The 20,998-nt window shown below is 67.5% G+C and carries 22 protein-coding genes; 15 read left to right on the forward strand and 7 right to left on the reverse strand.

The window, feature by feature from the left end:
- Window positions 1-118: 118 nt before the first annotated feature.
- The 9 genes from rlmD (at window position 119) to WIX41_RS14230 (ending at window position 8,028) form a co-directional block, all read left to right on the forward strand.
- Window positions 119-1,453, forward strand: a complete 1,335-nt coding sequence (rlmD, locus tag WIX41_RS14190) for a 23S rRNA (uracil(1939)-C(5))-methyltransferase RlmD (RefSeq protein ID WP_339448557.1) — start codon at window positions 119-121, stop codon at window positions 1,451-1,453.
- Between the two features lies 1 nt (window position 1,454).
- The gene (locus WIX41_RS14195; protein WP_339448559.1) at window positions 1,455-1,940 is read left to right on the forward strand and encodes a CYTH domain-containing protein; all 486 of its coding nucleotides are present in this window, start codon (window positions 1,455-1,457) and stop codon (window positions 1,938-1,940) included.
- 149 nt (window positions 1,941-2,089) lie between these two features.
- The gene (gene nagZ, locus WIX41_RS14200) at window positions 2,090-3,097 is read left to right on the forward strand and encodes a beta-N-acetylhexosaminidase (protein ID WP_339448561.1); all 1,008 of its coding nucleotides are present in this window, start codon (window positions 2,090-2,092) and stop codon (window positions 3,095-3,097) included.
- A complete protein-coding gene (locus WIX41_RS14205; protein ID WP_339448563.1) occupies window positions 3,097-3,651 on the forward strand; it encodes a hypoxanthine-guanine phosphoribosyltransferase in 555 nt (184 codons plus the stop codon). Before nagZ ends, WIX41_RS14205 begins: the two co-directional genes overlap by 1 nt.
- 9 nt (window positions 3,652-3,660) lie before the next feature.
- On the forward strand, window positions 3,661-4,407 hold the full coding sequence (locus tag WIX41_RS14210) for an S-methyl-5'-thioinosine phosphorylase (protein WP_339448565.1): 747 nt from the start codon (window positions 3,661-3,663) through the stop codon (window positions 4,405-4,407).
- An 88-nt stretch (window positions 4,408-4,495) separates the two neighbouring features.
- Complete coding sequence (locus tag WIX41_RS14215; protein ID WP_339448567.1) at window positions 4,496-4,705, forward strand: cold-shock protein; 210 nt, start codon at window positions 4,496-4,498, stop codon at window positions 4,703-4,705.
- 67 nt (window positions 4,706-4,772) lie between these two features.
- On the forward strand, window positions 4,773-5,993 hold the full coding sequence (locus WIX41_RS14220; protein WP_339448569.1) for an FAD-dependent oxidoreductase: 1,221 nt from the start codon (window positions 4,773-4,775) through the stop codon (window positions 5,991-5,993).
- Window positions 5,994-6,063: 70 nt separating this feature from the next.
- The gene (locus WIX41_RS14225) at window positions 6,064-6,327 is read left to right on the forward strand and encodes a hypothetical protein (protein ID WP_339448571.1); all 264 of its coding nucleotides are present in this window, start codon (window positions 6,064-6,066) and stop codon (window positions 6,325-6,327) included.
- Window positions 6,328-6,396: 69 nt separating this feature from the next.
- A complete protein-coding gene (locus WIX41_RS14230; RefSeq protein WP_339448572.1) occupies window positions 6,397-8,028 on the forward strand; it encodes an acyl-CoA dehydrogenase family protein in 1,632 nt (543 codons plus the stop codon).
- A gap of 89 nt (window positions 8,029-8,117) precedes the next feature.
- On the opposite strand, the gene WIX41_RS14235 is transcribed toward WIX41_RS14230, so the two are convergent.
- The 3 genes from WIX41_RS14235 to WIX41_RS14245 form a co-directional block, all read right to left on the reverse strand.
- The gene (locus WIX41_RS14235; RefSeq protein ID WP_339448574.1) at window positions 8,118-8,522 is read right to left on the reverse strand and encodes a hypothetical protein; all 405 of its coding nucleotides are present in this window, start codon (window positions 8,520-8,522) and stop codon (window positions 8,118-8,120) included.
- 116 nt (window positions 8,523-8,638) lie between these two features.
- Window positions 8,639-8,980, reverse strand: coding sequence for a hypothetical protein (locus tag WIX41_RS14240; protein WP_339448576.1), 342 nt, complete (start codon window positions 8,978-8,980; stop codon window positions 8,639-8,641).
- A 124-nt stretch (window positions 8,981-9,104) separates the two neighbouring features.
- Window positions 9,105-10,280, reverse strand: a complete 1,176-nt coding sequence (locus WIX41_RS14245; protein ID WP_339448578.1) for a thiolase family protein — start codon at window positions 10,278-10,280, stop codon at window positions 9,105-9,107.
- Window positions 10,281-10,459: 179 nt separating this feature from the next.
- On the opposite strand from WIX41_RS14245, the gene WIX41_RS14250 reads away from it, so the two are divergent.
- Window positions 10,460-13,303: a S8 family serine peptidase gene (locus WIX41_RS14250; RefSeq protein WP_339448579.1), complete on the forward strand. Its 2,844-nt coding sequence runs from the start codon at window positions 10,460-10,462 to the stop codon at window positions 13,301-13,303.
- Between the two features lie 83 nt (window positions 13,304-13,386).
- Here the strand turns inward: WIX41_RS14250 and WIX41_RS14255 are convergent, their stop codons facing one another.
- A complete protein-coding gene (locus tag WIX41_RS14255; protein WP_339448580.1) occupies window positions 13,387-14,484 on the reverse strand; it encodes a Glu/Leu/Phe/Val dehydrogenase dimerization domain-containing protein in 1,098 nt (365 codons plus the stop codon).
- Between the two features lie 293 nt (window positions 14,485-14,777).
- Between WIX41_RS14255 and WIX41_RS14260 the strand changes: the two genes are divergently transcribed.
- Window positions 14,778-15,875: an HDOD domain-containing protein gene (locus WIX41_RS14260; RefSeq protein ID WP_339448582.1), complete on the forward strand. Its 1,098-nt coding sequence runs from the start codon at window positions 14,778-14,780 to the stop codon at window positions 15,873-15,875.
- An 88-nt stretch (window positions 15,876-15,963) separates the two neighbouring features.
- Here the strand turns inward: WIX41_RS14260 and WIX41_RS14265 are convergent, their stop codons facing one another.
- Both WIX41_RS14265 and WIX41_RS14270 read right to left on the reverse strand, forming a co-directional pair.
- On the reverse strand, window positions 15,964-17,544 hold the full coding sequence (locus WIX41_RS14265; protein WP_339448584.1) for a phospholipase D family protein: 1,581 nt from the start codon (window positions 17,542-17,544) through the stop codon (window positions 15,964-15,966).
- Between the two features lie 55 nt (window positions 17,545-17,599).
- Complete coding sequence (locus WIX41_RS14270) at window positions 17,600-18,310, reverse strand: rRNA pseudouridine synthase (RefSeq protein ID WP_339448586.1); 711 nt, start codon at window positions 18,308-18,310, stop codon at window positions 17,600-17,602.
- Window positions 18,311-18,417: 107 nt separating this feature from the next.
- On the opposite strand from WIX41_RS14270, the gene WIX41_RS14275 reads away from it, so the two are divergent.
- Both WIX41_RS14275 and WIX41_RS14280 read left to right on the forward strand, forming a co-directional pair.
- Window positions 18,418-19,137 (forward strand): AzlC family ABC transporter permease, encoded by a 720-nt coding sequence (locus WIX41_RS14275; protein WP_339448588.1) that lies wholly within the window; start codon window positions 18,418-18,420, stop codon window positions 19,135-19,137.
- The gene (locus WIX41_RS14280) at window positions 19,134-19,445 is read left to right on the forward strand and encodes an AzlD domain-containing protein (RefSeq protein WP_339448590.1); all 312 of its coding nucleotides are present in this window, start codon (window positions 19,134-19,136) and stop codon (window positions 19,443-19,445) included. Before WIX41_RS14275 ends, WIX41_RS14280 begins: the two co-directional genes overlap by 4 nt.
- Window positions 19,446-19,449: 4 nt before the next feature.
- On the opposite strand, the gene WIX41_RS14285 is transcribed toward WIX41_RS14280, so the two are convergent.
- A complete protein-coding gene (locus tag WIX41_RS14285; protein WP_339448591.1) occupies window positions 19,450-19,947 on the reverse strand; it encodes a M48 family metallopeptidase in 498 nt (165 codons plus the stop codon).
- Window positions 19,948-20,019: 72 nt separating this feature from the next.
- Between WIX41_RS14285 and WIX41_RS14290 the strand changes: the two genes are divergently transcribed.
- Window positions 20,020-20,580, forward strand: coding sequence for a DUF2058 domain-containing protein (locus WIX41_RS14290; RefSeq protein WP_339448592.1), 561 nt, complete (start codon window positions 20,020-20,022; stop codon window positions 20,578-20,580).
- Between the two features lie 109 nt (window positions 20,581-20,689).
- Entirely contained in the window at window positions 20,690-20,956 is a 267-nt protein-coding gene (locus tag WIX41_RS14295) for a DksA/TraR family C4-type zinc finger protein (protein ID WP_339448593.1), read from the forward strand.
- Window positions 20,957-20,998: the final 42 nt, after the last annotated feature.

A 20,998-nucleotide genomic window follows, 5' to 3' on the forward strand; every position in this document is an offset into this window, starting at 1 on the left:
AGCTGTGCGCATATTAAACACGATATGGCGGCCTGCAGGCGTCCTGGCGGGTCCTCGCGGCAGCTCGCGGTGCGTATCTGCGACAATACGCACCCTTTTGCCCGCAGCCTGTTGCCACGTGGCCCGATCCCGCTCCCGCCTCGACAAGACCCCGTTCCAGACCGACATCCTCGACCTCAGCCATGATGGCCGGGGCGTTGCCCGCCGTGAAGGCGAGGGCGGCAAGGTCACCTTCATCTCCGGCGCGCTGCCGGGCGAGGTGGTGCGGGCCGAACCGACCGCCCGCAACCGCCATTTTGACGAGGCGCGGACCGTGGAGGTCCTGCAGCCCTCGCCGCAGCGGGTGACCCCGCGCTGCCCGCACTTCGGCGTCTGTGCCGGCTGCGTGCTGCAGCACCTGGAGGAGTCCCGGCAGATCGTGGCCAAGCAGCGCGTGCTGCTCGACAACCTGACCCGTATCGGCCATGTCAGCCCGGGCACCGTGCTGCCGCCGCTGGTGGGTGAGAGCTGGGGTTACCGCCGCAAGGGCCGCTTCTCGGTGCGCCGGGTGGAGAAGAAGGACAAGACCCTGGTCGGCTTCCGCGAGCAGGACCCGCGTTTCGTGGCCGACTTGAGCCAGTGCCTGACCGTCATCCCGGAAATCGGGTTGAAGGTGGCGGCGCTGTCCACGTTCATCGAAACGCTGGACGGCAAACGCAACATCCCGCAGGTGGAGTTCATCGCCGGCGACGATGCCATCGTGCTGACCATCCGCCACATGCTGCCGCTCAGCGATGCCGACAAGGCCGCCTGGGCGGCATTCGGTACAGAACACGGCTTTACCATCTTCCTGCAGCCGGACGGCGTCGATTCGGTGCACCCGCTGGTGCCCGGTGAGGTGCCGCTGTCGTTCCGGCTGGCACCGTGGAATGTGGAGCTGGCGTTCCGCCCGCTGGATTTCATCCAGGTCAACGCCAACCTCAACGAGAAAATGATCGCCCTGGCGCTCGACCTGCTCGATGCCGGCCCGGACGAGCGCGTGCTCGATCTGTTCTGTGGCCTGGGCAACTTCACCCTGCCGCTGGCGCGCACCGTGCGCGAAGTGGTGGGCGTGGAAGGCGAGGCCGGGCTGGTCGCGCGGGCGAAGGAGAACGCCGCACGCAATGGCCTGGACAATGCGCAGTTCTTCGCCGCCGACCTGACCCAGGACCAGCGCCAGACCCCGTGGATGCGCCAGGGCTTCGACAAGCTGCTGCTGGATCCGCCGCGTTCGGGTGCGATCGAAGTGCTGCAGCAGTTGCCGCTCAAGCAGTTCAAGCGCATCGTCTACGTCAGCTGCCATCCCGGTTCACTGGCCCGCGATGCCGGGTACTTGGTCAACGAGCAGGGTTTCACCCTGGTCTCGGCCGGCGCGATGGACATGTTCCCGCACACCGCGCACGTGGAAAGCATCGCCGTCTTCGAGAAGCGTTGAGATGGGCATCGAGATCGAGCGCAAGTTCCTGGTCACCGGCGATGGCTGGCGCGCCGCCGCGCACGCGGTGATTCCGATGGCGCAGGGTTACATCAACGACACCGCCTCGATCGAAAGCGGCGCCCAGCAGGCCTCGGTACGGGTGCGCATCCAGGGCGACGCGGCGTTCCTCAACATGAAATCGCGCGAGATTGGGCACACCCGCCAGGAATTCGACTACCCGATCCCGGTCGACGACGCGCGCGCGCTGCTCGCGCTGTGCGTGGGCGGCCTGATCGACAAGCGCCGACACCTGGTCGAACACGGTGGGCTGGTGTGGGAAGTGGACGAATTCCTGGGCGACAATGCCGGGCTGGTGGTGGCCGAGGTAGAACTGGCGCAGGCCGACCAGGCCATCGCTCTGCCCGACTGGGTCGGCGAGGAAGTTACCGACCAGGTCTGCTACTACAACCTGGCCCTGGCCGCCAACCCCTACACCCGCTGGTGAATTCCGGTAGAGCCACGCCCTGCGTGGCTGCGTGGTACCCCGCCCCTCGGTCATGAATGCGGGCGCTCACAGCCCGTGGCCTCCCACACACGGCTTCTGCGACAATGCGGCAGTGCGCCATCACGGCGCCCTGATTTGGAGATCGACCCATGCTCGTGATCGGCGTTGCCGGGACCGAACTTACCGCCCAGGAACGCGATTGGCTGCAGCACGATGCCGTGTCCGGCGTCATCCTGTTCAAGCGCAATTTCGCCTCGCGCCAGCAGGTCGCCGCGCTGTCGGCCGCGATCCGCGCCGCCGCGCCGCGCCCGCTGCTGATCTGCGTGGACCAGGAAGGCGGGCGGGTGCAGCGCTTCCGTGAGGGCTACAGTGCGCTGCCGCCGCTGCAGGGCTTCGATGCGCTGTACGCGCAGGACCCCGATGCCGCCCTGGCCCTGGCCGAACAGCATGCCTGGCTGATGGCCAGCGAAGTGCGCGCCAGTGGCGTGGACCTCAGTTTCGCCCCGGTGGTGGACCTGGGCCGTGGCAACCGCGCCATCGGCGACCGCGCCTTCAGCGCCGACCCGCAGGTGGTGGCCGCGTTCACCCGCGCCTACGTGCGGGGCATGCACAGCGTCGGCATGGCCGCCACGCTCAAGCATTTCCCCGGCCACGGCAGCGTGCTGGAAGATACCCATGTGGCCGCCGCCAGCGACCCGCGTGACCTCGACGCGCTGCGCGCGCTGGACCTGGTTCCCTTCGTGGCCGGTATCGATGCCGGCGCCGACGCGGTGATGATGGCCCATGTGGTCTACCCGCAGGTTGCGCCGGAACCGGCCGGTTATTCGTCGCGCTGGATCCAGCAGATCCTGCGTGGCGAGATGGGCTTCCGCGGCGTGGTGTTTTCCGACGACATCGGCATGGCCGCTTCGTTCTCCGCCGGTGGCGTGCAGGCGCGTGTGCATGCGCACCTGGACGCAGGCTGCGACGTGGTGCTGGTCTGCCACCCGGAACTGGTCGACGACGCGCTGCAGGCGGTCGACGGCCGCCCGCTCAATACTGCTGCGCTGCTCGGTCTGATCGGCCGTGGCGCGCTTGGCTGGGACGGCCTGCTGGCCGATGCCCGCCATGGCACCTCCCAATCCCGTTTGCTCGACACCCTTGGAAGAACCGTCTGATGCCCAACCTCACCATTTCCCAGGCCCTGGCCCAGGCCGACCTGCTGGTCGACCGTCCCACCATCGACGCGGCCATCGCGGCCATCGCCGATGCCATCGCGGCCGACTACCAGGGCGAGGTCCCGCTGTTCCTGTCGATCATGCACGGCGCGCTGCCGTTCGCCGGCCAGCTGGCGCTGGAGCTGGGCGCACGCGGCCAGGACCTGCAGTTCGACTACCTGCACGCCACCCGCTACCGCGGTGAAACCACCGGCGGCGAGCTGGTCTGGAAGCACAAGCCGGCCACCTCGCTGTTCGGCCGCCGCGTGCTGCTGGTCGATGACATCCTGGACGAAGGCTTTACCCTGCAGGGCGTGCGTACCTGGTGCCTGGAGCAGGGCGCCACCGACGTGCGCATCGCCGCGCTGACGGTGAAGAAGCACGACCGCGCGCTGCCGGACGTCAAGGCCGACTACGCGGGCGTCGAACTGCCGGACCGCTACGTGTTTGGTTTTGGTATGGACGTCAACGAAGCGCTGCGCGGCGTGCCGGCCATCTACGCGATGAAGGAATAAGCAGCGCCCATGGAACATATCGCCCTGGCCGTGATTGGCGGCACCGGTGTGTACACGCTGGCCCAGCTCGATGATGTGAGCAGCCACGCGGTCGAAACCCGTTACGGCACGCCGTCCGGCCCGATCCGGGTCGGCACGCTGCTCGGCCAGCGCGTGGCCTTCCTGGCCCGGCATGGCGAAGGCCATTCGCTGCCGCCGCACAAGATCAATTACCGTGCAAATCTTGCTGCGTTGCAGCAAATTGGTGCCGCGCGGGTGCTGGCGCTCAACACCGTTGGCGGCATCACCGAACATTTCGGCCCGCGCGTGCTGGCCTGCCCGGACCAGCTGATCGATTACACCTGGGGCCGCATCTCCACGCTCAGCGAGGAGCCGGGCAGCGAGGTGCTGCACGTGGATTTCGGCCACCCCTACACGCCGATGCTGCGCAGCAAGGTGCTGGCGGCGGCAAAGGTCACCGGCGTGCGCCTGCAGGACGGCGGCTGCTATGGCGCCACGCAGGGGCCGCGGCTGGAAACCAATGCGGAAATCGCGCGCATGCGCCGTGACGGCTGCGACCTGGTCGGCATGACCGGCATGCCCGAAGCGGGCCTGGCCCGCGAGCTGGGGCTGGACTACGCCTGCCTGGCGATCGTGGCCAACTGGGCCGCCGGCTGTGGCGATGGCGACGAGATCACGATGGCCGAAGTACTGGCCAATGTTGACGCGGCTTCGGCCGGATTGCCGGAACTGATTGGCGAATTGGCACGCGGGTGATTGTCATTGCATGACAAGCTTTGCATACTCCGCCAGTGCGCTGGTTGAGCGTACACCACCCATTCATTGAAGAAGGTCTTGCATTACCATGCCGAACGGTACCGTCAAGTGGTTCAACGACGCCAAGGGATTTGGCTTTATCTCGCCGGATGACGGCAGCGCTGACGTCTTCGCGCACTTCTCCGCGATCAACTCCAAGGGCTTCCGCAGTCTGCAGGAAGGCCAGAAGGTCACTTACGAGGTGAGCCAGGGCCCGAAGGGCGCCCAGGCCTCGGACATCGTGCCGGCTGTAGAGTAATTTCTACCACTGCGCATTGAAAACCCCGCTTCGGCGGGGTTTTTTTTAACGCCGGACAGGACGTCAGATGAAAAAACGCACCATCGCCATCGTCGGCTATGGCACCGCAGGCCAGGCACTGTCGATTCTTCTTTCACGTGACCATCACGATGTGCACGTATTCGAGCGCGCCGCCACGCCTGGTCCGGTCGGCGCGGGTTTCCTGCTCCAGCCCAGCGGGCTGGACGTGTTGTGGCAGATGGACCTGCTGCCGCAGGTGCTGCAGCACGGCGCGGCAGTACGCCGGCTTTACGGCGAGACCCCCTGCGGGCGCGCGGTCATGGACATGCGTTACTCCGCGTTGCATGCGCACCTGCATGGCATCGGCATGCAGCGGGGTGCGCTGTTCTCGTTGCTGGCGCAGGCCTGGGAACACCCGGGCAACCTGCAGCCGGATACCGCCATCGTCGATGTGGACACCGCCACCGGCCGTGTGCGCGACGCCCGGGGGCATTGGCATGGTCCGTATGACCTGGTGATTGCCGCCGACGGTTCGGCATCGTCGCTGCGCACCCTGGTGCAGGGCACGCGGCTGGACCGTGAATATCCGTGGGGCGCGCTGTGGTGCCTGCTGCCGCGCGGCGACTGGCCGCACCACGACGAACTGCGGCAGCGTTACGTGGCGGCGCGCAAGATGATCGGGCTGCTGCCGGTGGGCACACGGCCGGATGATGCGCAGCCGCGCCTGAGTTTCTTCTGGAGCCTGCCGCGCGCGCAGTTCGCGCAATGGGAACGCGACGGCATGGCGCGCTGGCTGGACGAAATTGCCGCGCTGTGGCCGCAGGCGCACCTGCGCCTGCAGGACGTGCGCGAGGGCGTGCAGCTTGCGCGTGCCGGCTACCGCGATGCCGTGATGACCCGCTGGCACCGCGACCGGCTGGTGTTGGCCGGCGATTCGGCGCATGCCATGAGCCCGCAGCTGGGGCAGGGCGTGAACATGGCGCTGATGGACGCGTTGGCGCTGCGCGATGCGCTGCGCGCGCACGATGCAACGGGCGCAGCATTGCAGGCCTACCAGGCCCAGCGCAGCGCGCACGTGGCCATCTACCAGTTCTGGAGTCGCTGGCTTACCCCGCTTTTCCAATCCGAACGCGATCTGCTGGCACAGGCGCGCGATGTGCTGTTCCAGCCAATGGGGAAGCTTCCGGGTGGGCGCGGCCACATGCTGCGCGTGCTCAGTGGCACCCAGCAGGGCTGGTGGGGCAAGCTGGGGCTGTCTGCGGGCTTTGTCGACGCGATGAACGCCTGAATGGAAGGCGTTGACAGCAGAGTCACTCCCGTTGTGGCACAACACTGCTGTTGCCCTCATGGAGAAGAACATGCTGTTTCCGGCCGATGTCCTCGATTCTGAAATCCGCAAGCTGCGCGGATTGCTGCAGATGCTCCATGAGGATCAGCCGGATGTGATGGAAGATGTCTTCGACTTCCATGTCACCAGCCTGATCACCCATGCCGCCCCCGAATACCACGCGCGCATCCGCAGCGCAGCGCGTTCGATGCTGGCTGACGTGCAGCGATGTCCAGTGCGCGTCAACCCCGATGCGCCGGAAATCCTGTTGATGGAGGCGCTGACGTCGGCGTGAGCGGATGAGCCGGCTGCGCGCCGCATGCGGATGCGGCAGAATCATCGGGTCCTCCAGGAGGCCTGCATGATGTCCTCTGTACTACCTGCATTCGAGACCCATGAGGTGGCCAACCAGCCGCCCCCGTTTGCTGGCCGCAACCTGTGGGCCGACGATGTGGCATTGACCGGGGCGGTGCAGCGCGAAGGGGGCGCTGCGTTCATTGATGCCCTGCAGGCCTATGGCGGCGTAGCCGGCGACACCCTTTACCGGCTGGGCTTCGATGCCAACCGCGACCGCCCGAGGTTGCGTACGCACGATGCCCAGGGCCATCGCATCGACACGGTGGAGTTCCACCCGGCCTATCACCAGCTGATGGAGCTGGCCAAGCGCCACGGGGTGGCGGGATTGTCGTGGCAGGACGGCCGCCCCGGCGCACATGTGGCCCGCGCGGCGCTCAGCTTCCTGCACCACCAGGCCGACGCCGGCACCAGTTGCCCGCTGACCATGACGCATGCGGCAGTGGCGGTGCTGCAGCAGGATCCGCTGCTGGCCGAATGGGCCGACAAAGCGGCTGCGGCGGTCTACGATCCCCGCGACGTGCCGATCGCCGACAAGGCCGGCATCACGTTGGGCATGGGCATGACCGAGAAGCAGGGCGGCTCGGATGTGCGCAGCAACACGACCCGCGCCGAACTGCGCGACGATGGCAGCTATGCGCTGGTGGGGCACAAGTGGTTCTTCTCCGCGCCGATGTCCGATGCGTTCCTGGTGCTCGCACAGGCGCCGGGTGGGCTGACCTGCTTCCTGATGCCGCGGCGCCTGGCCGACGGCAACCGCAACGCATTCCGGTTGATGCGGCTGAAGGACAAGCTGGGCGACTGGTCCAACGCGTCCAGCGAAATCGAACTGTGCGGCGCCTGGGCCCGACGGGTCGGCGCCGAAGGGCGGGGCGTGGCAACGATCATCGGCATGGTGATGATGACGCGGCTGGATTGCATGCTGGGCGCAGCGGCGGAAATGCGCATGGCCTTGGCGCAGGCGCTGCATCACACCCGCCATCGCAGCAGCTTCGGGCGACGCCTGTGCGAGCACCCGTTGATGGCCAACGTGCTGGCCGACCTGGCGATCGAATCCGAAGCGGCCACGACCTTCGCCATGCGCGTGGCCCGCGCCGTGGACCGGGCGCCGCAGGATGCGCAGGAAGCCGCCTTCGCACGCATTGCAACGGCAGTGGGCAAGTACTGGGTGTGCAAGCGCGCGGCGGTGTTCGTCAACGAGGCGCAGGAGTGCCTGGGCGGCGCCGGCTATGTCGAAGAATCGATGCTGCCGCGCCTGTACCGGCAGGCGCCGTTGAACTCGATCTGGGAAGGCAGCGGCAACATACAGTGCCTGGACGTGCTGCGCGCGCTGGGACGCGAGCCGCACGTGCTGCCGGTGCTTGATGCGGAACTGGACGCGGTGGCCGGGCGCGATGCCGACTACGACCGCGCGTTGCAGTCGTTGCGTGGGCTGTTGGCAGCCACGCCATCCGAAGCGCAGGCGCGGGTGGTGACCGAGCGTCTGGCGCTGCTGCTGCAGGCCGCGGTGCTGCTGCGGGCGCAGAGCCCGGTTGCCGGTGCATTCGTGCGCTCGCGGCTGGGCGGTGTGCATGGTGCGGCGTTTGGGACGCTGCCGGATGAGGTGGATTTTGGCGCGGTGATGGCGCGGGCGTTGCCTTGATCGCAAGCGGTACGTGGTTGCCAGGCAGGGCCTGGCACTACGCGTGATGTTGCGCCGGGCGCTGCCTGGCGCAACATCGCATGGGTCGCTCAGCGCTTGGCGGCGTCGGCGTTCTGTTTGGCATCGTCGGCCACGTCGCGGGCCTTGTCGGCGACTTTTTCTGCGGCGTTGGCGGTAGCGTCGCTGGCGTGCGCGGCAGCATCGCGGGCGGCGGTGCTGGCCTCGCCGGCGGCTTCGGACGTGGCGGCAGCCGCGCGGTCCAGCGCCTGCTGGGTGTCGGCAGCGGCCTGGCCGGACGCGGCGGCGGCCTCATCGGCGGCGTCGCGGGTAGAGGCGGCGGCCTTGTCCACGGCTTCACGTGCGGCGGCATTGGCGCTCTCAGCGGCCTGCGCCGCGTCCTGGCGTGCCTGTTCGGCTTCCGGGCCCTTGCACGCAGCCAGTGCCAGTACCAGGGAGGCGGCCATCAGTGGGGGGGTGATCGATCGGATTTTCATGGCGCTCTCCAAAGGGACTCGGGAAAGCCAGATCCTATTCACCCGTCCGTGAAGGCCAAAGAAAAAGCCGCTGGCGAACCAGCGGCTTCTTCAGACTTGCATGAAGAAAGAAGTTATTACTTCTTGGCTTCTTCAGCAGCGTCCTTGGCCTGCTCGGCGGTGGCTTCACCGGCCTTGGCAGCGTCGGTGGCAGCGCCGGCAGCAGCGTCGGTGGCAGCGCCAGCAGCCTGGGCAGCGGCATCAGCCGAAGCGTCAGCAGCGGTGGTGGCGGTGTCGGCAGCAGCCTGGGCAGCGTCGGCGGTCTGGGCGCCAGCAGCAGCGGCCTGGTCGGCAGCGACCTGGGCGTCGGCAGCAGCTTCGTTGGCCGAAGCGGCGGCGTCAGCAGCCTGTTCCTGCTTCGAGCAGGCGGTCAGAGCCAGGCCCAGGGCCATTGCGATCAGCAGCTTGTTGATGCTCATTTGTGTGAATCCTCGTCGTTAGATTAGGCAACGCGCTATTGCGCGCCCGGCAACATGATGACAAGCCACGTTGGGCTGTCAAGCGGTCCCGCATTCAGTTTTGCGAAACGGGTGTTAAAATCAATCAAATCAATTCGATGGCGATAGCCGTTGCTTCGCCGCCACCAATGCACAGTGTAGCAATTCCGCGCTTTGCATCACGCTTGCGCAAGGCGTTGACCAGCGTCACCACCAGGCGTGCGCCGGAGGCACCGATCGGGTGGCCCAAGGCGCAGGCGCCGCCATTGACGTTGACCTTTGCAGGGTCGAGGCCCAGTTCGCGGATCGGCGCCATGGCGACCACGGCGAACGCCTCGTTGATCTCGAACAGGTCCACCTGGTCCAGGCTCCAGCCGGCCTTCTCCAGCACCTTGTGGATGGCGCCGATCGGTGCGGTGGTGAACCATTCCGGTTCCTGCGAGTGGGTGGCATGGGCCACGATCCGGGCCAGCGGCTGCAGGCCACGGGCAGTAGCGTCGGTTTCGGACAGCAGCACCACTGCGGCGGCACCGTCGGAAATGCTCGAAGAGCTGGCGGCAGTCACCGTGCCGTCCTTCCTGAAGGCCGGGCGCAGGGTCGGAATCCTGGCGATGTCCGAACGGCCGGGCTGTTCGTCCTGGCGGTATTCGACGTCGCCCTTGCGACCGGCGACCTTCACCGCGACGATTTCGTCGTCGAACGCGCCTGCGGCCTGCGCGGCCTGTGCGCGGCGAACCGATTCGATCGCGTAGGCGTCCTGTTCCTCGCGGCTGACCTGGTACTTGTCCACCGCGCACTCGGCGAATTCGCCCATGGCCTTGCCGTCGTAAGCATTGACCAGGCCATCATGGGCCATGTGGTCGACCGCCTGGAAATTGCCGAAGCGGTTGCCGGTGCGCGAGTTGGGCAGCAGGTGCGGTGCGTTGGACATCGATTCCATGCCGCCGGCGACCACGATGCTGGCCGAGCCGGCCTTGATCAGGTCATGGCCCAGCATGATGGCCTTCATGCCCGAACCGCAGACCTTGTTCAGGGTGGTGGCGCCGGTGGAGTAGGGAATCCCCGCGGCAACTGCCGCCTGGCGGGCCGGTGCCTGGCCCAGGTTGGCCGGCAGCACGCAGCCCATGATCACTTCGGAGACGTCCGCCGCCGGCACGCCGGACTGTTCCAGGGCGGCGGCAATCGCGGTGGCGCCCAGGGTCGGGGTGGGCACGCCGTTGAACTGGCCGAGGAAGGAACCGATGGCGGTGCGCTTGGCAGCGGCGATGACAATGTTGGACATGGCAATCTCGTTTGTTGCGTGAGCGATTTTACGAAATGGGAACGCAGGGCATGGTATGGCGGCGCGTTTCCCGGCAGACTGCGTGGGGGGCCCAGTATAGAGGGTCGGGGTTTACCACCGGTGTCGGCCGGCCAGGCAGGACGCCGCGCGTGGTTTCAATTACGTAATGGGGAGCAGGGATGAAGCAGGCAGTATTCAGCAGGAACGTGCTGGCCGGTGCGCTGGCCGTGGCATTGAGCGCATGTGGCGGCGGCGGTGGCGGCAACACCCGGGGGGACCTGCCGGTGGCGCCGATCGTGCCGCCTGTGGCACCGCCGGTGGTGGGGCCTCCGGTCACGCCGCCGACGGAGAAGCCGACCCAGCCGGCAATCGATGCGCATCTTTCCCTGATCAATGGCAAGGACCGGCAAGGTCTTACCGGCGCGGGGGTCAAGATCGGCGTGGTCGATTCCGGGGTGAACCGCGCCCATCCCAGCCTGACCGGCAGGGTCATCTCCAGTCACAACTACATTGATCCGGGCGCCAACAACCTGGCCGTGGACGACGTGGTCGGGCATGGAACCACCGTGGCGTCGCTTGCCGCCGGCCGCGCGGTCGGCAACTGGCCGGGGGGCGTCGCCACCGATGCGCAGATCGTGTCGGCGCGCATCATCGCCGACAAAGCACCGGTCGATGACGGTACCGGCAACGGCAACCAGGTCGATGGCGCGCTGGGGCTTGAAGTGGTGCACCAGGCGCTGGTCAGCGACGGTGTGAAGATCATGAACAACTCGTGGGGCGGGTTGTACTGGACCAACCCGAGCGCCACCGCCCCGATCGCGGGCGAGTACCGGAACTTCATCATTTCCAGCAACGGCCTGGTGGTGTTTGCCACCGGCAATGAAAGCAAGCCCAATCCCTCCAGCATGGCGGCATTGCCAAGCCAGCCGGGGCCGAACGATACCCGGCCGGCGGCTGATCTGGAGCGTGGGTGGCTGGCCGTGACCGCGATCAATTCCAATCAGCCCGGCACCCTGGCGTCCTACGCCAATGCCTGTGGCGTGGCCGCCAACTACTGCCTGGCCGCACCGGGTGAGGCGGTGTTCGTCGATCCGCAGAGCACCACCAGCAGCGCGCCCAGCTACCTCTGGGGCGGCGGCACCTCGTATGCGGCCCCATTGGTGTCCGGTGCGGCCGCGCTGGTCTGGCAGAAGTACCCGTACTTCACCAATGACCAGGTGCGGCAGACGCTGCTCGGGACCGCCACCGATCTGGGGGCAGCCGGCGTGGACAGCGTGTTCGGCTACGGTCTGCTCAACGTGGGCAAGGCCATCAACGGCCCGGGCCGATTCGACTGGGGCAATGCCGTGGTCACCGTACCGGGCGCGTCCTCCGGCAGCGTGTGGAGCAACGACATCAGCGGTGATGGCGGGCTGGTGAAGTTGGGCGCGGGAACGCTGGTCCTTACCGGCAAGAACACCTACACGGGCCAGACGGAAATCCTCCAGGGCGCACTGTCGCTGCGTGGCGGAGCCTCGCTGACCTCCGACGTGCAGATCGACGGCGGCGGCCTGCAGTTCCGCCCCGGCGCCCCGCGGATCACCGGCAACGTGGTGAACAACGGTTCGCTGTACATGTTCGAGGGGGGCATCAACGCCGTCATCGAGGGCGACTACACCAATGAGATCAGTGGCTTCTTCAGCACCGCCCTGGGCGCGGAGGCGCTGCAGGTGACCGGAAAGGCGACGTTGAACGGTGGTCACGTGGTCATCGACCGGGCGGTTCCTGGCTACGTTCCCCAGAACGGGACCCGCCAGGCGCTGATCGTTGCCGGCCAGGGCCTGAGTGGCCAGTTCGAAGATTACTCCCATCTCGGCAACGTGGTGCTGTTGGACGCTACGCTCTCCTACGATGCCAGCACGGCGTGGTTGAACATCGATCGGGTCGACGTCAGCGCTGCTGCAACGTCGGCAGGGCTCAATGCCGTCTCGACCGCATCGGCCGTCCGCGTCGAGCAGGCGTTTGGTCTGCTTGATGCCGGGACGGGCAATAGTGCGTCGGGCTTCGCAGACGCGGCCGGCGAGCTGCAGCGGGTGCAGGGCGCGGCCGGTCTGCAGGCCAGCCTGGAGAGCCTGTCGGGCAAGGCGCACAGCCTGGCCAACGGCATGACCTTCGACAACCTGGACATGAATCGCCGCGCGCTGTCGACGCGCTTCGACGTGGTGTCGGCTGCGCCGCATCGAAGCGGCGCCTGGCAGAGTGCGTTGGGTGAGGCCGGGCAGGGCAGCTTTGCCGGCAGCGGCTTCCAGACCCAGGGTTGGATGATGGGCCAGGACATGGCGTTGGGCAGCAACGGCGTGATGGGCTTTGCCTTCGGCGAAACCCGCAGCAACAGCAGCCGCGACTGGGGCAGCGACAGCGGTCGTGACCGCCAGTCGCAGGCCCAGCTGTACGCCGGCTGGAACAGCGGTGCGGCCTACACGTTGGCGCAGCTGGGTGCAGGCCAGTTCACCCGCGAGATCGACCGCCAGCTGTTGCTGGGCGCGGGGCAGTACGGGGTCAACGCCCGTTACGGCGGCGACTTCAGCACCGCCAGCGTGGAATCGGGCTACCGCTTCGGCGGCGCTGCGGCATCGTTGACGCCTTACCTCGGCGCGGACTATGCGCGTCTGGACAGCGACAGCTTCAGCGAAAACGGCGGCTTCGGATTCGGCCTGCGTGCCGACAGCCGCTCGTCGAGCCGCAGCCAGGCGCTGGCGGGCCTTCGTGCGGAAACGCGTCTGCGTGGCTGGTCGCTGCGCGGCTATGCCGAATGGCAGCAGACGCTGTCCAGCGATGGCCTGGCATTCGACGCCAGCTTCGTTGGCGTCGACGCATGGGCACCCGTTGCCGGGCTGCAGCCGGCACGTTCTGGCGGCCTGTTCGGCCTTTCGGTGCAGTCCTGGCTGACGCGCAACTCGCAGCTGTCGTTCGGCTATGACCAGCGCTTCGGCCCGCGTGGCGACCTGAGGCAGGTGGCCCTGCGTTACTCCGCAGCGTTCTGATCCACCCGCGGCGGACACCGCCGCAGACAATGAAGAAGGGCGCGAGATCATCGCGCCCTTCTTCATTCCACCCGCTGGCCGGCTCAGCCGCCGCGCAGCGTACCCAGGCGCGGCGTGGCCCGGCCCAACGGCATCTTCAGCTTGCCGATCGACTGGATGCGTGTTTCGGCGATACGGTCGGCCGCGCGCTGCGGCGCAATGCCTTCCTGCTGGGACAGTGCGAAGATGCGGCCCAGGTTGTGGTAGATGCTGCGGATCAGGCGCATGGCCCGCTCGCGGTTGTAGCCGTCGATTTCCAGCGACACGTTCATCACCCCACCCGCGTTGACCGCATAGTCCGGGGCATACAGGATGCCGCGCGCATGCAGCTCATCGCCGATCTCCGGGCTGGACAGCTGATTGTTGGCGGTACCGCAGACGATCCTGCACTTCAACCGCGGCAAGGTCTGCGGATTGATCGCGCCTTCCATCGCACACGGCGCGAACACATCGGCGTTGACGTCATGGATGTCATCGGGCTTGACCGCCTCTGCGCCGTACTCGGTCACCGCACGCTCGACCAGGGCGCTGTCCAGGTCGGTGACGAACAGCTTGGCGCCGCGATCGCGCAGCAGCTTCACCAGTTCCATGCCGATGTGGCCCAGGCCCTGCACGGCGATGCTGACCTTGCCCACTTCCTCGTGGCCGAGCTTGTGCTGCATGGCTGCCATCAACGCCTGCAACGCACCGTAGGCAGTGAACGGCGCCGGGTCGCCCGAGCCGCCATGCACCTGGTGCACGCCGGTGACGTACTCGCTTTCCAGGTAGATGTTTTCCATGTCATTGACGTCGGTACCGACGTCCTCGGCAGTGATGTAGCGCCCGCCCAGCGAGTCCACGTAGCGGCCGAAGGCACGGAACAGCACCTCGGTCTTGTCCTTGCGCGGGTCGCCGATGATCACCGCCTTGCCGCCGCCCACGTTCAATCCGGCCAACGCGTTCTTGTAGGTCATGGTGCGGCTGAGCCGCAGCGCGTCGGCCAGCGCGTCATCGGTGCTGGCGTAGGGGCGCATGCGCACGCCACCCAGGGCCGGGCCAAGGGTGGTGTTGTGGATGGCGATGATGGCCCTCAGACCGGCATCGCGGCTGTGGCAGAACACCACCTGTTCATGACCGGACGTTTCGAGGGTTTCAAATAACATGGTGACTCCGATGGTTCGAACGGCAGCCAACGCCGGTGAACGTACCAGCAAAAGATGGGATGCAAAACAAAAAAAGCGACGTCGTCGGTTCGGCAGGACGGGTCGCGCGGCGCCATTCTAGTGCATTCCGCCGGACGGTGTTGTCAGGGTCCGGTGACCAGCCAGCGCTAAAGTTGCCCCGTTCCGGGCCGATGCCGTGGCAACGGTGCGCGGTACCGGCAAGCCAGGACGGAACACGTGGGTGCAGTGGCGACAATTCGGGTGTGGTGCCGCGCTGGCAAGGGCCCGGGCCGATGATGGTCATCCTGGCGGGGGCGGCCGGCGCGCTGGTTGCTGGATGTCTGGGTTGGGGGCTGTATCGCCGCCCGGCGCGTGCAGCCGCCGCACCGGAGGGCAGTGGCAGCCGGCGCCGCGCGCAGCCGCAGGAGGCTGCCCTCGCAGAGCCCTCCAAAGGCAACGCGGGTGAGGTACTTCAAGCCGGCCTGCATGCATTGGCGCTGCTGCAAGGCACCGGCAGTGCGCGCACAACGGGCGCGCAGGACGACGCGTTGCTGGGGGCGGTCGCGGCGGGGCTGGAGGCGCAGGACTGGTCGACCCGGCACCTGCCGCGCCGGCCGCAACTGCTGCCCCAGCTGATCCAGACCGTGAACGACAGCGACGCCTCGGCCCGCAGCATGGCCTCGATCATCGGCCAGGACGCGGTGCTGACCGGCAACCTGCTGCGCATTGCCAACAGCCCGGCGTACCGGCTGCAGGCCAAACCAGTGGACAGCCTGCAGCGAGCGGTCACGCTGGTGGGCACTGACGGCATCCGCCAGATCATCAGCGCGGTGCTGGTACAGCCGGTGATGCAACTGCACAGCGAGGCCTTCCCGCAGTTCGGCAGCGTGGTCTGGGAGCACGCGCTGTTGGCCTCGCGGGCAGCGGCCGACCATGCCCGCCTGGTCACGCATGAGGATGGCTTTGCCGCGCAATGGATGGGGCTGACCCAGGGCCTGGGCGCGGCGCTGGTGATGCGGCACCTGCTGGACGCCGCCCACCAGCAGGCGGTGGTCCCGTCGCCCACGGTGGCCAGTGCGCTGCTGGATGCATGGACGTTGCCGGTGGCCAGCCGCATTGCCGCCGCCTGGGAACTGCCGCCGTCGGTGCACGAAGCGCTGCTGCGCGAGGCTGACGCCACCGGCGGTGGCCTGGCCGCCAGCCTGTGCTTCGCGCGCGCGGCGGCCTCGGCCAGCCTGCTGTGCCGGCATGGCCGGATCAGCCAGGCCCAGGCGCTGGCGCTGCTGGAACAGCTGCAGGGCACGCAGGCGCATGCATTGCAGTGGATCTGGCGCCGGTTGCACGGGCGCGCCGTGGAAACGCTGGAAGCGGACGAATGGGCAGGCGGGTGATGCAGGATCGTCCTGTCTGATCGCTACGAACCGTTACGTGTGCAGGACGATTGCGCTGCTGGTAGCGCCACGCCCTGCGTGGCTGCTCCTAAAGCTGGGATTCCAACGGCAACCAGCTGATCACGCGCGCGCTGGCCCGCTGCCAGAAGGACGTGTCCGGCTCACGGTCCAGCAGCACAGGGGGCTGTTCTGCCCGATCCAGCCAGCGCACCTGGTCGTTCTTGTCGAGCGTTACCCAGTAGCTCTGCTTCGGATCGGCCAGCCGCAGGTACTCCCCGCGCAGCTGCGCAGCCAGCTCACGATCGTCGAACAACACGCCCATCTCGGTGTTGAGGTAGGCCGAGCGCGGGTCCAGGTTGAACGAGCCCACGAAACCACGCTGGTCGTCGATCATGAACGCCTTGGTGTGCAGGCTGGCGCCGCTGCTGCCGAACAGCCCGCCGCTGCCGCCGCCCGGGCCGCGCGAGCGCAGTTCGTACAGGTGCACGCCATCGCGCAGCAGGGGGGCGCGGTAATGCATGTAGCCGCTGTGCACGGCCGCCACGTCGTTGGCTGCCAGTGAGTTGGTGACCACGCCGACGTAGGCGCCACGCTTCACCATCGCGGCCAACCCGCGCGTGCCTTCATCACCCGGCACGAAGTAGGGCGAGATCAACAAAGCTTTGTGGCGGGTGGCTTCCAGCTCGCGCACCAGCCGGGTGACCAGCCAGTTGGCCTGGTCGTCACGTCGATGCTTCACCGCCGGATCGGACACGATCTCCACGCTGGGCGACCAGTGCAGCTCGACCGCATCGGTATAGAACGAACGCGCTGCCGGCGAACGCTCGACGCGCTCAAGGTAAGGTTTGGCGGCCGCAAGCTTGGCTTCATGCGCCGATTCAAGCATCAGCAGGCGCAGCTGGGCCGGGGTGTGGAAGGCGAGGGCGGCCACGGGCACCGCCGCTTCACTGTTCCAGTACGCGTCGAAAATCGCGTTGGCCTGCTGCACCGCCTTGCCGGCCACGATCAGGTCCAGGTCGCGGAAGTTCACGTCACTGCGCGCGCTGAAGTACTCCTCGCCGATGTTGCGCCCGCCGACGATGGCTACCCGGCCATCGGCGATCCACTGCTTGTTGTGCATGCGGTGGTTGACGCTGAAGAAGCGCTGCACCATCTCCACCAGCCGCCACAGGCCGTCGCGGTTGCGGAACGGGTTGTAGAGGCGGATCTCGATGTTGGGATGCTCATCGAGCGCCAACATCAACGCGTCCTTGTCCTGCGCGTTCATGTCGTCCAGCAGCAGGCGCACGCGCACCCCGCGTTCGGCCGCCTGGTACAGCTCCTGCGCCATCAGGTGGCCGATCAGGTCGTCCTTCCAGATGTAGTACTGCAGGTCCAGGCTGCGTGCGGCATGGCGGGTGATGACCGCGCGCGCGGCGTAGGCATCCAGCCCCTCGGACAGGAAGGCCACGCCGGATTGATCCGGGTGCGCGGCCTGCAGCCGCACCAGCTCGCGGTCGATCGCACTCTGCGCAGGCTGCAGTGGCAACACGGTGCTGTGCGGCCCCATCGCCTTGGGCGTGAGGTGATCGCCCAGCAGCAGCCCGCTGAGTACCAGCAGGGTCACGATCGCCAGCAGGATGGCCACACCACGCAGCAGGCGGCGCCAGAACGATTTCTTCCCGGTCATGCCCCGATCCTAAGCGGCCCGCGCGTGCACCGCGAGTGCAGGGGGCGTGCGCGGATCAGAAGCGTTCGTCCGGCGCCAGGTAACGCCACTGGCCCGGGGCCAGCTTGCCCATCGCCACCCGACCGATGCGCAGGCGGCGCACGCTGACCACCTCCAGCCCGACCTGCCGGCACATGTCACGCAGCTGGCCGGGCGCCACCGGCTTGATCGCAAAGCGCAGCCGGGTTTCGTTCTGCCAGCTCACCTTGCACGGTGGCAATGGCCAGTTGCGGAAGCTCAGGCCGTGGGCAAGCCGCTTCATGCCATACGGCACCAGCTCGCCACTGACCTCGACCAGGTATTCCTGCTCCAGCGTCGCGCCGCGGTCCTTCAGGTGCGACACCACGCGCCCGTCCTGGCTGACCACCACCAGGCCGCTGTCTTCGTCGGCCAGGGGCATCACCAGCTGCAGGGCATGGAAGTGCCGTTGCAGCAGCGCCACGCCGGTGGCGTCGAGCTCGCTGCGGCTGTCGGGGGTGACCAGCGCGCACAGTTCATCGGCCGGCATGCCGGCCGGCTTGTGCAGCAGCATGCTTACGGTTTCGGCGCGGGTCGCCTCGGCGTTCTCGCGCAGCACCACCACTTCGTCGGTGACCAGGGTCTGCGGTTGTTCGATCACGGTGCCGTTGACGGTGACCCAGCCGCCCTCGATATAGCGCTGGGCGTCGCCACGGGAGCAGCCGACCAGGCTGGTCAGGCGTTTGTCGAGTCGGATCGGATCGGTCATGAGGCAGGCAGCACAAAGCGGGACGCGGGCGGGGAGTGTACTGGCTCGGGACCAGGCCTGCGCGTGACAGGGCTGCGGTCCGGTACAGGTGCTGGCATCATCCGATGATGAACTGGCATGCCTCCCCCGCCGTGAAAGTCGGCCTTTCCATCGCCGTGGCCACTGGCCTGTATGGCATCTCCTTTGGTGCGCTGGCGGTGGCTGCCGGGCTGAGTCCGTGGCAGGCCCAGGCGCTGAGCCTGTTGATGTTTACCGGCGGTTCGCAGTTCGCGTTCATCGGCGTCATCGCCGGTGGCGGCGCCGGATCAGCTGCGTTTACCGCCGCCACCCTGCTGGGCGTGCGCAATGCGGTCTATGGCATGCAGATGAACCGGATGCTGGGCCTGCGCGGTTGGCGGCGCTGGCTGGGCGCTCAGATCACCATCGACGAATCGGCGGCCACCGCGTCCAGCCAGGCCGTGCCGTTGGAGCAGCGGCGTGGGTTCTGGGCCGCCGGAGTCGGCGTGTTCCTGCTCTGGAACCTGTTCACCGCCGTGGGTGCGATGGCCGGCGATGCGCTGGGCGATCCGCGCCAGTGGGGCCTGGATGGTGCTGCGGTGGCGGCGTTCCTGGCGCTGCTGTGGCCGCGGCTGCGCCGGCGCGATGCGGTGGCCATTGCCATCGTGGCGGCCCTGGTCACGGTGCTGGCCCTGCCGTGGGTGCCGCCGGGTATTCCGATCCTGCTGGCCGCGGCGGTTGCCGCGCTATGGGGGGCGTTCGTGCCTGGGCCCCGCGATGAAGGGTTGGAGCCGGATGTCGAACCGCGCCAGCACGGGGAGCGTGCATGAGCCTGTGGGGTTGGCTGCTGCTGGGCTGCGCGGCAGCGTATGCGATCAAGCTGGCCGGCTGGCGGGTGCCCGCACGCTGGCTGGAATCGCCGCGCATGACCCGGGTCGCCGGCACGCTCACGATTGGCCTGTTGGCTTCGCTGACCGCCATGAATGCGGTGGCGTCCGGTGCGTCGGTGGCGCTGGATGCGCGCCTGGGGGCGCTGGCGGTGGCGACGGTGGCATTGCTGCTGCGGCTGCCGTTCCTGCTGGTGGTGGTACTGGGTGCGGCGGCGGCGGCCCTGCTGCGTTGGGCCGGCATCGGCTGAGCCGTCAGCCGCTGCTTCGCTCAAGGTGGGTCAAGTACAGGCGCAGGTCGAACTCCAGCTGGTGGTAGTCCGCTTCCATGTGCGTGCACAGCTGGTAGAACGCCTTGTTGTGGTCCGATTCCTTCAGGTGCGCCAGTTCGTGCACCACGATCATCTTCAGGAACGGGGCCGGTGCCTCGCGGAACACGCTGGCGATGCGGATCTCGCGGCTGGCCTTGAGCCGGCTGCCCTGTACCCGCGATACGGTGGTATGCGTGCCCAGTGCGTGCTTGAGCACCTGCAGGCGGCTGTCGTAGACCACCTTCGACAACGGCACCGACTGGCGCAGGTAGCGCTCCTTCAGCGACTGGGTGTAGTCGTACAGCTGGCGGTCGTTGCGTACCGTGTGCAGTTCGGCATAACGGTGCTCCAGCCAGGGCCCCAGCCGGTCGGCCGCGATCAGCTCGCGCACCTGCTGCTGCAGGGCGTCGGGGTAGCCGGCGAGGTATTTCAGGGCGGTCATGCAGCGGTTGGGGAGCGGCGGTGAGGGCAGTATGATGGCCCCCGGAATCCCGCAACAACAGATGCAAAGGCAATGGCGAAGGCAAACCCCCTGCAGGAACAGCTGCTCAAGGCCGGGCTGGTCAAGAAGTCCCAGGTGTCGCAGGCTGCGCGCGAACAGGTGAAGGCCCGCCACGGCAAGGCCCCGGTGGCGCCCACCGACAGCCAGCGCGACGCCGGGCGCCTGCGCGCGGAAAAAGCCGAGCGCGACCGCGCGCTGGAGGCCGAGCGCAAGGAAAAGAACCGCCTGCAGGAGCTGCAGGCGCAGGTCCGCCAGATCATCGAGAGCAACCGGGTCAAGCGCGAAGGCGAAAGCGAGTACCGCTTCAACGACGGCACCGTGATCCGCACGATGCTGGTCAACGAGGTCCTGCGCCGCCAATTGGCCGTGGGCAGCCTGGTGATCGTGCGCTTGGGCGAGGGGTTCGAGCTGGTGCCGCGCGCTGCCGCCGACAAGATCCGCGAACGGGATCCGGCCGCGATCGTGTTGGACAACGGCAAGGACCGGGCCGCAACCATCGAGCCCAGCACGGGCAATGCCGATGACGATGCGTATTACGCGCAGTTCCAGGTACCCGACGACCTGATCTGGTAACACCGGGCTGAACGGTTCACCCGGCGGGGTGGATGTTCAGCCGACCGTAAACCGGCACTGCCCGGGCGACTCTATGCTGGCTGTCTGGCAATGGTATGGGAGACACGGCATGGCCACAGGTTGGGCAGGCGACGGCGCCGTCCAGGACCAGATCGACGCAACCGTGGATGACGCCATCCAGCGCGCCCGCGCGCAGCTGCGCCATGGGCCCGGGCTGACCCACTGCGAGGAATGCGAAGCGCCCATTCCCGAAGCGCGCCGCCGCGCCGTGCCCGGCGTTCGCCTGTGCGTGCGCTGCCAGGAAGCCGAAGACGCCGTTCACCACGACGCCGGTACTTACAACCGGCGGGGCAGCAAGGATAGTCAACTACGCTGACTGTCCTTGCGCAACGACCAACGGTCGTTGCCTACCGGCCGG

This window comes from Stenotrophomonas sp. AB1(2024) (assembly GCF_037482345.1).
Taxonomy (GTDB): Bacteria; Pseudomonadota; Gammaproteobacteria; order Xanthomonadales; family Xanthomonadaceae; genus Stenotrophomonas.

Excerpts from the sequence above, each read along its gene's own strand:
- WIX41_RS14195 (WP_339448559.1), top strand. The coding sequence starts at position 1,455 with ATGGGCATCGAGATCGAGCGCAAGTTCCTGGTCACCGGCGATGGCTGG.
- nagZ (WP_339448561.1), top strand. The coding sequence starts at position 2,090 with ATGCTCGTGATCGGCGTTGCCGGGACCGAACTTACCGCCCAGGAACGC.
- WIX41_RS14205 (WP_339448563.1), top strand. The coding sequence starts at position 3,097 with ATGCCCAACCTCACCATTTCCCAGGCCCTGGCCCAGGCCGACCTGCTG.
- WIX41_RS14210 (WP_339448565.1), top strand. The coding sequence starts at position 3,661 with ATGGAACATATCGCCCTGGCCGTGATTGGCGGCACCGGTGTGTACACG.
- WIX41_RS14215 (WP_339448567.1), top strand. The coding sequence starts at position 4,496 with ATGCCGAACGGTACCGTCAAGTGGTTCAACGACGCCAAGGGATTTGGC.
- WIX41_RS14220 (WP_339448569.1), top strand. The coding sequence starts at position 4,773 with ATGAAAAAACGCACCATCGCCATCGTCGGCTATGGCACCGCAGGCCAG.
- WIX41_RS14225 (WP_339448571.1), top strand. The coding sequence starts at position 6,064 with ATGCTGTTTCCGGCCGATGTCCTCGATTCTGAAATCCGCAAGCTGCGC.
- WIX41_RS14230 (WP_339448572.1), top strand. The coding sequence starts at position 6,397 with ATGTCCTCTGTACTACCTGCATTCGAGACCCATGAGGTGGCCAACCAG.
- WIX41_RS14235 (WP_339448574.1), bottom strand. The coding sequence starts at position 8,522 with ATGAAAATCCGATCGATCACCCCCCCACTGATGGCCGCCTCCCTGGTA.
- WIX41_RS14240 (WP_339448576.1), bottom strand. The coding sequence starts at position 8,980 with ATGAGCATCAACAAGCTGCTGATCGCAATGGCCCTGGGCCTGGCTCTG.
- WIX41_RS14245 (WP_339448578.1), bottom strand. The coding sequence starts at position 10,280 with ATGTCCAACATTGTCATCGCCGCTGCCAAGCGCACCGCCATCGGTTCC.
- WIX41_RS14250 (WP_339448579.1), top strand. The coding sequence starts at position 10,460 with ATGAAGCAGGCAGTATTCAGCAGGAACGTGCTGGCCGGTGCGCTGGCC.
- WIX41_RS14255 (WP_339448580.1), bottom strand. The coding sequence starts at position 14,484 with ATGTTATTTGAAACCCTCGAAACGTCCGGTCATGAACAGGTGGTGTTC.
- WIX41_RS14260 (WP_339448582.1), top strand. The coding sequence starts at position 14,778 with ATGATGGTCATCCTGGCGGGGGCGGCCGGCGCGCTGGTTGCTGGATGT.
- WIX41_RS14265 (WP_339448584.1), bottom strand. The coding sequence starts at position 17,544 with ATGACCGGGAAGAAATCGTTCTGGCGCCGCCTGCTGCGTGGTGTGGCC.
- WIX41_RS14270 (WP_339448586.1), bottom strand. The coding sequence starts at position 18,310 with ATGACCGATCCGATCCGACTCGACAAACGCCTGACCAGCCTGGTCGGC.
- WIX41_RS14275 (WP_339448588.1), top strand. The coding sequence starts at position 18,418 with ATGAACTGGCATGCCTCCCCCGCCGTGAAAGTCGGCCTTTCCATCGCC.
- WIX41_RS14280 (WP_339448590.1), top strand. The coding sequence starts at position 19,134 with ATGAGCCTGTGGGGTTGGCTGCTGCTGGGCTGCGCGGCAGCGTATGCG.
- WIX41_RS14285 (WP_339448591.1), bottom strand. The coding sequence starts at position 19,947 with ATGACCGCCCTGAAATACCTCGCCGGCTACCCCGACGCCCTGCAGCAG.
- WIX41_RS14290 (WP_339448592.1), top strand. The coding sequence starts at position 20,020 with ATGGCGAAGGCAAACCCCCTGCAGGAACAGCTGCTCAAGGCCGGGCTG.
- WIX41_RS14295 (WP_339448593.1), top strand. The coding sequence starts at position 20,690 with ATGGCCACAGGTTGGGCAGGCGACGGCGCCGTCCAGGACCAGATCGAC.